We start from the raw sequence: 10,511 nt of genomic DNA on the forward strand, positions 1-10,511 counted from the left end.
GTGACCATATGACAAAAAACGACAAAGGTCGGATTGTGGCTCGAAATGGCCCGTGGCATAGGCCGACGACGCCCGACGCGTCGCCGGCCGCGAACCCTCCATCCCATGTCGAGCCATCCCCCCCATCCCTTCGAGGGCAACCTGCTCCTGTCCGCCCTCGCCCCCCGGGACGCGGCGCTGCTGGAGCCGCACGTCGTGCGCCGGGACCATCCCCGCGGGGACACGCTCTTCGAGGTGGATGAAGACGTCTCGCACGTCACGTTTCCCCTCGACCGGACCGTGGCGACCCTCGTCGTGCCCTTGAGCGGGGACAGGACCGTCGAGACCGCCACCGTCGGGCACGAGGGCGCCATCGGCGGCGTGGTCAGCCAGGGCTACCTGCCCGCCTTCACCCGGTGCGTGGTCCTCGTCGAGGGCTCGGCCCTGCGCATGGACGCCGACCGCCTGCGGCAGGCCAAGCAGGACTCGCCGACCCTGAACGACCTGTTCGTGCGCTACGCCGACTGCATGCTCGCCCAGGTCCTGCAGTCGGTGGCCTGCAACGCCGGCCACCCCATCGAGCAGCGCGTGCTGCGCTGGCTGCTGGGCCTGCAGGATCGCCTCGGGACCGACACCCTGCCGGTCACCCAGGCGGTGCTGGGCAACATGCTCGGGGTCGGACGCTCCCACATGACCGGGGTGCTCGCCAGACTGCAGGACCAGGGCCTGATCCATCTCGGCCACGGCCGCATCCACATGCTCGACCGCGCGCGGACGGAGGCGGCCTGCTGCGACTGCCATGCCCGGGTCCGCCGCCATTTCCGGACCGTGCTCGGGGCCGTCTACGCGCCGGACGGCGAGATCGTCGCCGTCGAGGCCACGGAGCCCTGGACGCCGCCGCGGCCACGCGCCGAGGCCATGCTTCCGGACGTCCGGGGCGTATCCCGATGACCGCGTTCCTCGCCGGAGAGGGCGAAATGGCGACGCGGATGCGCGCCTTCGACTGGTCCACGACCTCCCTCGGCAGTCCGGAGGGCTGGCCGGCCGGCCTGCGCACGGCCATCCGCCTGCTGCTCAACAGCCATCACCCCATGCACGTCTTTTGGGGGCCGGAGGCGATCTTCTTCTACAACGACGGATTCGTGCCCTCGGCCGGCCCGGAGCGCCATCCCTCATCCCTGGGGCGACCCGCTTCGGAAAGCTGGGGCGAGATCTGGCCGGTTATCGGGGCGGAGGTCGACAAGGTCCGCGAAGGCGGCGGCCACACCTGGTACGAGGACCGGCACGTGCCGATCCTGCGCGAGGGCCGTCTGGAGGATGCCTACTGGACCTACGGTTTCAGCCCCATCGACGACGAGACGTCGCCGGACGGCATCGGAGGGGTCATCTCGATCCTCACGGAGACCACCCGGCGCGTGGGGCTGGAAAGCAGCCTGAACGGGGTCAACCGCACGCTCAGGGCCGAGGGTGAACGCCTTCGCGAAATGTTCGAGCAGGCCCCGAGCTTCATGGCGGTGCTGCGCGGGCCGGACCACCGCTTCGCGTTGACCAACGATGCCTATCGGCGCCTCATCGGCGGTCGCGACGTGGTCGGCCTCACCGTCCGCGAGGCGCTCACCGACATCGACGGGCAGCCGTTCTTCGATCTGCTCGACCGGGTCCATGCCACCGGCGAGCCGTTCGTCGGACGCGGCGTCGAGATCTGGCTGGAGCGCACGGCCGGGGCCGCGAGCGAGCGGCGCGTCCTCGACTTCATCTACCAGCCGATCCGCGACGGGGCCGGGACCGTGACGGGCATCTTCGTCGAGGGCACCGACGTCACCGAGATGCATGCGGCGACCGAGGATCTGCGCGAGCGCGAGCAGCGCCTGAGCCTCATCGTCGAGGCGGCCACGGACTATGCCATCCTGACCCTGGACGGCCGGCGGGTGGTCACGAGCTGGTCCGCCGGCGCGGCGCAGATCTTCGGCTACGCCGCCGGGGAGATCGTCGGGCGCAGCGCCGACGTGCTGTTCACGCCGGAGGATCGCGCCGCCGGCCGACCGGCCGGGGAACTCGCCGATGCGCGCGCGAACGGCCGGTCGCCGGATATCCGCTGGCACGCGCGCAAGGACGGCGGGCGGGTCTTCCTCAACGGCTCGATGCGGGTGCTGCGCGACGCCGCCGGACGGGAACTCGGATTCCTCAAGATCGCCCGCGACGAGACCGAGCGACGGCGGGTCGAGGAGGCGATGCGGCAGGGCGAGGAGCGCTTCCGGACCATCCTCGATACGGTCCAGGCGGCCTTCGCCATCGTGCAGGTCAAGTTCGATGCCGACGACGTCCCGGTGGACTACCGGTTCGTCGAAGCCAATCCCGCCTTCGAGCGCGAGGCCGGCGTCAACCTTCGCGGCAAGTGGGTGACCGAGTTCGCCCCCGACCTGGAGCGCTTCTGGTTCGAGACCTACGGCCGCGTCGCGCGGACCCGGCAGCCCGAGAACTTCGAGAGCTACGCCAAGGCGTTCGGGCGCTGGTTCGACGTCCGGGCGGTCCCCGTCGGGGACGCGGCCGATCATCAGATCGCGCTCATCTTCAACGACGTCACCGAACGGCGGGATGCCGAGGAACGCCTTCGCGCCAGCGAGGCCCGCGCGCGCGAGAATGCGGAGCGGGTCCAGCTCGCCCTCGCCGCTGGCGCGATCATCGGGACCTGGCACTGGGACCTGCCCACCGACCGCTTCACCGTCGACGAGGCCTTCGCGCGCGCCTTCGGCCTGGACCCGGCCCTCGGTCGGGAAGGGATTCCCCTCGCCCGCATCGTCGAGACCGTCCACCCCGAGGACCAGGCCGGCTTGGCGCAGGCCATCGCCGCGGTCATCGCGCAGGGGGGCGCCTACGCCCATCAGTACCGCACCCGGCGCGCGGACGGGCACTACTACTGGCTGGAGGCCAACGGCCGCGTCGAGCACGCGCCGGACGGCACGCCGCTGACCTTTCCCGGCGTCCTCCTGGACGTGAACGACCGGCGCGCCATCGAGGCGGAGCGCGACCGTGCCGCCGCGGAACTGCGGGTGCTGAACGAGACCCTCGAGCAGCGCGTGTCCGAGCGGACCGCCGAGCTGATGACCGCCGAGGAGGCCCTGCGCCAGAGCCAGAAGATGGAGGCCGTCGGGCAGCTCACGGGGGGCGTGGCCCACGACTTCAACAACCTGCTGACCATCATCCGCTCGTCGGTGGATTTCCTGCGTCGGCCCGAACTTCCCGATGCGCGCAAGCAGCGCTACCTCGATGCGGTGTCGGAGACCGTCGACCGCGCCGCCAAGCTGACCGGGCAGCTCCTGGCCTTCGCCCGGCGCCAGGCCCTGAAGCCGGAGGTGTTCGACGTGGGCGCCAAGGTGCGCGGGGTGAGCGACATGCTCGATACGGTGACGGGCGCGCGCATCCGCGTCGCGACCTTCGTCCCGGATCACCCCTGCTTCATCCGCGCCGACCTCAGCCAGTTCGAGACCGCCCTGGTCAACATGGCGGTGAACGCCCGCGACGCCATGGACGGGGTGGGGACGCTGACCCTGCGCCTCGCCGGCAATGTCCCGATGCCGGCGATCCGGGGCCATGCCGGCTCCCTGAGCCCCTTCGCGGCGGTCTCCGTCACGGACGAGGGCACGGGCATCGCCGTGGACCAGCTCTCGAAGATCTTCGAGCCGTTCTTCACCACGAAGGAGGTCGGCAAGGGCACGGGCCTCGGCCTGTCCCAGGTGTTCGGCTTCGCCAAGCAATCGGGCGGCGACGTCGACGTCGCCAGCGAGGTCGGACGCGGGACCACGTTCACCCTCTACCTCCCCGAGATCGAGGTCGAGCCGGTGGCGGCGCAGGCCGTCGATCCAGACAGCCTGCTCGCGCCGGTGGGAACGGGGCAACGCGTGCTGGTGGTCGAGGACAACGTCGAGGTCGGCCGGTTCTGCACGCAGATCCTCGACGACCTCGGCTACGTGACGGCCCTGGCGGCCAACGCCGAGACGGCTTTGGAGCTGCTCGGCGCGGACGGAAACGGGTTCGACGCGGTGTTCTCGGACGTGGTGATGCCGGGCATCGGCGGGGTCGCCCTGGCGCGGGCCCTGCGCGACAGGCTCCCGGGCCTGCCGGTGGTCCTGGCGTCGGGCTACAGCCACGTCCTCGCCAGCGGCGACGATCACGGGTTCGAGCTGCTCCACAAGCCCTACTCGGCCGAGCAATTGGCCCGCGTGCTTCGCCGCGTCACCGCCAAGCGGCGTATGGTCCCATCGCGGGAGGCGGAGGCGTGAGGCCGTTCCGGGACCTGGCGATGCCGAACGGGACGGGGCCGGCGAAGGCCGGCGGCAGGGGCCGGCCATGTCCCTGACCACCCGCATCCTGCTCCTCGTCCTGCTCGCCCTGGCGCCCGCCCTCGCCATCCAGGGCTACAACGAGCACGCCCTGCGCGCGTCGCGGGACGACGCAGTGCGGGCAGACACGATGGCCACCGCCCGCACCGTCGCCGAGGACCTCGCCCAGGTCGCCGAAACCCTCCGGCAGGCCCTGAACTTCGTCGCCCAGGACGCCTCGATACGGGCCCTGGAGCCCGCCGGCTGCACCGAGTACCTGCGCCGGGCCGTCCTCGACAATCCGCACCTCGCGGTCCTGGCCCTGACCCGGCCGGACGGCACCGTCGTCTGCAACAGCGTCGGCTCCGCCGCCGGCGCCTACGCGGTTCCCGACCGGGCCTACCAGCGCCGGGCCGTCGCGGAGAACGCCTTCGTGATGGGCACCTACGCCCGCGGCAATGCCTCCCGCAGGGACTCGCTCCACTTCGCGCAGCCCCTGCACGACGCGGATGGCGGGACGGTGGGCGTCCTCGCCGCGGCGGTCGACCTCGGCTGGCTCGACGGCTACCTGCGGCGGAACCTGCGGCTGCCCAGCACCTCCGTCACCGTGGCGGATGGGGACGGCACCATCCTGGTCCGCTACCCGGACGGGGCCGGCTGGGTCGGGAAGGCGGTCCCGCCGGAGCGCCAGCGCATCCTCCTGACCCGCGGCGAAGGCGTGCGCGTCGATTTCGGCATCGACGGCCGCGAACGCGTCCTCGCCAACGCCCGACCCGTGGGCACGGCCTCGGCCGCCTGGGTCACGGTCGGCCGCGACCGGGACGTCGCCTTCGCGGATGTCGACGCCGCCAGCCGGCGGGGGCTGGTGCTGATCGCCCTCGGGGCCGTCCTCGCCGTCGCGGCCGCCCTCCTGGCGGGGCGCGCCTTCATCCGGCGTCCCTTCGACCGCCTGCTGCGGACGGCGGCGCGGTGGCAGGCCGGCGACCTCGCCGCCCGCAACGGCCTCGAGGGGAGCGACGAGTTCGGCCGCCTCGGGCGCAAGCTCGATGCCATGGCGGCCACCCTCCAGCGCAACGAGACCGAGCTCCGCGAGGAGATCCGCAACGGACGCGCCATGCAGGAGCGTCAGGTCACGATGCTGCACGAGCTGAACCACCGGGTGAAGAACACCCTCGCCACGGTCCAGGCCCTGGCGCGGCAATCGACGCGCGGGGGCGATGCGCCCGGCGAGAGGCTCGAGGCCCGCATCCTCGCCCTGTCGAAAACCCACGACCTGCTGACGCAGGACGACTGGTCGGGCGCGCCCTTGCGCGCGGTGCTGGAGAACGAGATCGAACCCTACCGCGGCAGCGATGTCCGCTTCGTCATCGACGGCCCCGACGTCGACCTGCCGCCCCGCCACGTCCTCTCCCTCGGCATGACCCTGCACGAACTCGTCACCAACGCCGCCAAGTACGGCGCGCTCTCCGTGCCCGGCGGCGAGGTCCGGGTCGCCTGGTCGGTCGCCGGCGGCGAGGGCGGCGACCGGCGCCTGCGCCTCGACTGGATCGAGGCCAACGGGCCCCCGGCCGTTCCGCCGGAGCGTCGCGGCTTCGGCACGCGCCTGATCACCGTGAGCGTCGAGCGCGAGCTCGACGGACAGGTGACCCTCGATTTCGCGAAGGCCGGCCTGCGGGTCGGCGTGGACGTGCCCCTGACCGGAACCGGTGCCGTCCACCTGAGCCCGCTGGCCACCACCCATTGACCGCGACGCCCGGCCCGGTGCCGTCCCCAACTGGCAAGGTCCGGAGCAGGGTGCCGGACACCGCGGGAGACCCGGGCGGGCGGGAACCGTCGCGGCATGTCACGCCCCGCCGGAGACGCGGTGCCCTCGGCGATGAAACGGGGCCGCGTACCCCCGGGACTGGACAAGGGTGCCCGGATGCGATTGCCTCCGGGTTCGGCATCCCATCCAGAGGACCCCTTCCGGCCGCCCAAGCCCACCCTTCACATGGATCGCGCCACGATGAGCGATGAGGAGGTCGAACGCCTTCGCGCCCTCGACCGTTACCGACTGCTGGACACGCCGCGCGAGCAGGACTTCGACGAGATCGCCGAGGCCGCCGCCGATCTGTGCGAGACGCCCATCGCAGTGGTCAACCTCGTCGGCGACGGGCGCCAGTTCTTCAAGGCCGAGGTCGGCCTCGGCGTGCGCGAGACGCCCCTGGAGAGCTCCTTCTGCCGGCAGGCCCTCCTCCAGGAGGAGTTCCTTTGCGTCCCGGACGCGCGCCGCGACCCGCGCTTCGAGGGCAATCCCCTCGTCACCGGCGATCCCGGCCTGCGCTTCTACGCCGGCGCCCTGCTGAGGACGGCGGACGGTCATCCCGTCGGCACCGTCTGCGTCCTCGACACCAAGCCGCACGACCTCACGGAGCGGCAGCGCAAGGGTCTGATGCGCCTCGCCCGGCAGGCCATGGGGCAGATGGAGCTGCGCCGCTCCCTCCGGGAGCAGGCGGAGCAGCGCCTGCTCAACGAACGCATCCTCGACGGCGCCAGCGACTACGCCATCGTCGCCACCGATCCGGAGGGACGCGTCACCCGCTGGAACGCCGGCGCCGAGCGCATCATGGGCTGGAGCGAGGCCGAGATGCTGGGCCGGCCGGTCGACGCCTTCTTCACGCCGGAGGACCGCGCCGACGGACGGCCCGCGACCGAGATGGCACTCGCGCGGGATCGCGGGCGGGCCCCGGACGAGCGCTGGCACCTGCGCCGGGATGGCAGCCGGTTCTGGGCATCGGGCGAGATGATGCCCCTCCGGGACCAGGGCGGCGACATGATCGGCTTCCTCAAGATCCTGCGGGACCGCACCGCGGAGCGCGAGGCCGGGGCCGCCCTGCAGGCGAGCGAGTTGCGCTACCGCTCCCTCGTGGAGGTCAGCCCGCAGGTGGTCTGGTTCGCCGACGCGGACGGGGCGGTCTCCTACTGCAACGCCTACTGGTACGACTACACCGGCCTGCCGGCCGGCGAGACCGGGGAGGCGAGCTGGATGGGGGTGATCCATCCCGATCATCGCGCGGCGACCCGCGCCGCCTGGCTGACGGCGGCGGCGGGCGGCCAACCCTACGAGGTCGAGTTCCCCCTGCGGCGCTTCGACGGCGAGCACCGCTGGTTCCTCTCCCGGGCCCAGCCGGTGCGGGACCGGGATGGAACACTGCGCAGCTGGATCGGCACGTCCCTCGACATCCACGAGCGCAAGATCGCCGAGCAGCGCTTCCAGGCCCTGACGACCCTGGCGCCGGCCGTCATCTGGTTCGGCAACCCGGACGGCAGCCTGAGCTACCTCAACGACCGCTGGTACGCCTATACCGGCCAGACCCCCGAGCAGGCCCTGCCGCTCGGATGGGGCGAGGTGATCCATCCCGAAGACCTGCCCGGGCTGCTGCAGGCCTGGGACCATGCCCGCATGCACGCCGTGGTCTACGACACCGAGGCCCGGCTGCGCCGCCACGACGGGGCGTACCGCTGGTTCCTGATCCGGGCCGAGCCCATGCGCGACGGCGGCGGGCGCGTCGTCGGCTGGCTCGGCAGCAACAGCGACATCCACGACCGCAGGCAGGCCGTGGAAGACCTGCGCGGCACCCGGGAACAGCTGCGCTTGGCCGTCGAGGCCACCGGGACCGGCATCTTCGATTACGACCTCGTCGCCGATGTGCTCAAGTGGGACACCCGCACCCGCGCCTTCTTCGGGCTCGGACCGGACGATCCCGTCAACCTCGAGGTCTACCTCGCCCGCCTGCACCCGGACGACCGCGAACGGGCCGACCGGGCCGTCGGCGCCGCCCTCGATCCCGCCGGCGGCGGCACCTACGACATCACCTACCGCACCATCGACCCGAACAGCGGGATCGAGCGCTGGGTCTCGGCCCGGGGCCAGACGCTGTTCGACGGCGACCGGCCGATCCGCCTCATCGGCACGGCGCGCGACGTCACCGAGAGCCGGAGGGCGGAGCAGGTCCTGCGGGAGACCGAGGAGCGCTATCGCCTCGCCGCCCGCGCCACCAACGACGCGATCTGGGACTGGGACCTGACCACCAACCACGTCCTGTGGAACGAGGCGCTCCAGACCGCCCACGGATACCGGCCGGAGGCGGTGGAGCCCACCGGCGACTGGTGGATCGACCACATCCATCCCGACGACCGGGCCCGCATCGACGCCTCCATCCACGCGGTCATCGACCGGACCGGCACGACCTGGACCGACGAGTACCGCTTCCGCCGGGCCGACGCCTCCTTCGCCGACATCCTCGACCGCGGCTACGTCATCCGGAACGATCAGGGGCGTGCGGTGCGGATGATCGGCGCCATGCTCGACATCAGCGAGCGCAAGCGAGCCGAGGAGCACCAGCGCCTGCTGACCGGCGAACTGCAGCACCGGGTCAAGAACACCCTCGCCATGGTTCAGGCCATCGCCAGCCAGACCTTCCGCAACGCCGCCGACCTGGAGGCCGCCCGCGAGGCGTTCTCGGCGCGCCTGATCTCCCTCGGGCGGGCGCACGACATCCTGACCCAGTCGAGCTGGACCCAGGCGCCCATCGCCGACGTGGTGGACGGCGCCCTGGCGGTCCACCGCGGCGAGGCGGCGTCGCGCATCCGCGCGAGCGGTCCCAACGTGCCCCTCTCCGCCAAGGCCGCCCTGGCCCTGGCCCTCGCCCTGCACGAGCTCGCCACCAACGCCACCAAGTACGGCGCCATCGCCAACGAGGCCGGCACCATCGACCTGCGCTGGCACGTCGTCCACGAGGGCGTCGCACCCCGCTTCTGCATGACCTGGTCGGAGCAGGGCGGCCCGCCCATCCTGGTGCAGCCCTCGCGCCGCGGTTTCGGATCGCGGCTGATCGAGCGCAGCTTCGCGGCCGAGGTCGGCGGCGAGGTCAGGTTGACCTACGCGCCGACGGGCCTGACCTGCCGCCTGGAGGCGTCGCTGGCCTCCATGCAGGAAGCGAGTGACGAGGCGGCGGCCTGACGGCGCGACCCGGCTCCTTCGACCTCCGGGCCGAAGCGCGGAGACGTGCCGGCGCGGGGACGGCCCCGGAAGGCATCCGACGCGCCGTGGCCGTGCCGGACGGGACCGGCGGTTCGGCGGGCGCCCTGCGATCTAGGCGGTTCCGTTGCCGCCCGTGGCGCCGTAGACCTCGCCGGTGACGAAGCTCGCCTCCTGGGAGGCCAGGAACACGTAGATCGGCGCCAGTTCGACCGGCTGACCCGGCCGGCCAAGGGGCACGTCCGACCCGAATTGTTCGACCGCCTCCTGCGGCTGCCCGCCGGAGGGCTGCAGGGCGGTCCAGAACGGGCCGGGGGCCACGGCGTTCACGCGGATGCCCTTCGCGATGGACTGCTTGGCCAGGGCCTTGGTGAACGCGATGATGCCGGCCTTGGTGGTCGCGTAGTCGACCAGGATCTTGGGCGGGCTGTAGGCCACCACGGACGCCGTGTTGATGATGGACGCGCCGGCCGGGAGCAGGGGCATCGCCGCCTTGGTGATCCAGAACATGGCGTAGAGATTGGTCTTCAGCGTCAGGTCGAACTGCTCGTCCGAGATGTCGCCGATGTCCGTCTGGTTCGTCTGCTTGCCGGCGTTGTTGACGAGGATGTCGAGGCCGCCGAGGGCGACCACGGCCTTGTGCACAAGGGTCTCGCAGAACGCCCTGTCGGTGATGTCACCGGGCAGCAGGACCGCCTTGCGACCCTCCGCCTCGATCAGCTTGGCGACCTCGTGCGCGTCGGGCATCTCGGCCTCGACGAAGCTCAGGGCGACGTCGGCCCCCTCGCGGGCGAACGCGATGGCGGCGGCGCGACCGACGCCGCTGTCGGCCCCGGTCACCAGGGCCTTCCGGCCCGCCAGGCGGCCATGGCCGCGGTAGCTCGTCTCGCCGTGGTCCGGCTTCGGGTCCATCGCCCCGGCCAGCCCCGGTGCCGCCTGCGGCTGCCGCTTGAACGGCGGCTGCGGGTACTGGGTGCGGGGGTCCTGCATGGTCAGGCGATGGGTCGCGGCATCCGTCATTCTGAAATCCTGAAGGGGTCGGCCGGGGCTCGTCGGCCGCGGGAGGGCGTGAGCGGGTCATGCCCGAACCTGTGAGAATCCCGCCGCCGTGACGAGGGTTCCCGTTCGCGGGGCGCGCGCCATCGTCACCCGCCGGTGGTCCATGACGCCGGGGCATGGGGACGGGGCATGGG

5 protein-coding genes are annotated in these 10,511 nt (G+C 72.1%); 4 read left to right on the forward strand and 1 reads right to left on the reverse strand.

Annotated features, from left to right (window positions below; translation table 11 throughout):
• Window positions 1-105: 105 nt before the first annotated feature.
• From FV218_RS13255 to FV218_RS13270, 4 genes are all read left to right on the forward strand, one after another.
• Complete coding sequence (locus tag FV218_RS13255; protein WP_147710078.1) at window positions 106-930, forward strand: Crp/Fnr family transcriptional regulator; 825 nt, start codon at window positions 106-108, stop codon at window positions 928-930.
• A complete protein-coding gene (locus FV218_RS13260; protein ID WP_147710079.1) occupies window positions 927-4,259 on the forward strand; it encodes a PAS domain S-box protein in 3,333 nt (1,110 codons plus the stop codon). The genes FV218_RS13255 and FV218_RS13260 overlap by 4 nt, the downstream gene beginning before the upstream one ends.
• Before the next feature lie 67 nt (window positions 4,260-4,326).
• The gene (locus FV218_RS13265) at window positions 4,327-6,042 is read left to right on the forward strand and encodes an HWE histidine kinase domain-containing protein (protein ID WP_147710080.1); all 1,716 of its coding nucleotides are present in this window, start codon (window positions 4,327-4,329) and stop codon (window positions 6,040-6,042) included.
• A 261-nt stretch (window positions 6,043-6,303) separates the two neighbouring features.
• A complete protein-coding gene (locus tag FV218_RS13270; protein WP_147710081.1) occupies window positions 6,304-9,300 on the forward strand; it encodes a PAS domain-containing protein in 2,997 nt (998 codons plus the stop codon).
• A 132-nt stretch (window positions 9,301-9,432) separates the two neighbouring features.
• Here the strand turns inward: FV218_RS13270 and FV218_RS13275 are convergent, their stop codons facing one another.
• The gene (locus tag FV218_RS13275; protein ID WP_056092937.1) at window positions 9,433-10,338 is read right to left on the reverse strand and encodes an SDR family oxidoreductase; all 906 of its coding nucleotides are present in this window, start codon (window positions 10,336-10,338) and stop codon (window positions 9,433-9,435) included.
• Window positions 10,339-10,511: the final 173 nt, after the last annotated feature.

The sequence above is a fragment of the Methylobacterium sp. WL69 genome (assembly GCF_008039485.1).
In the GTDB taxonomy this organism is placed as follows: domain Bacteria; phylum Pseudomonadota; class Alphaproteobacteria; order Rhizobiales; family Beijerinckiaceae; genus Methylobacterium.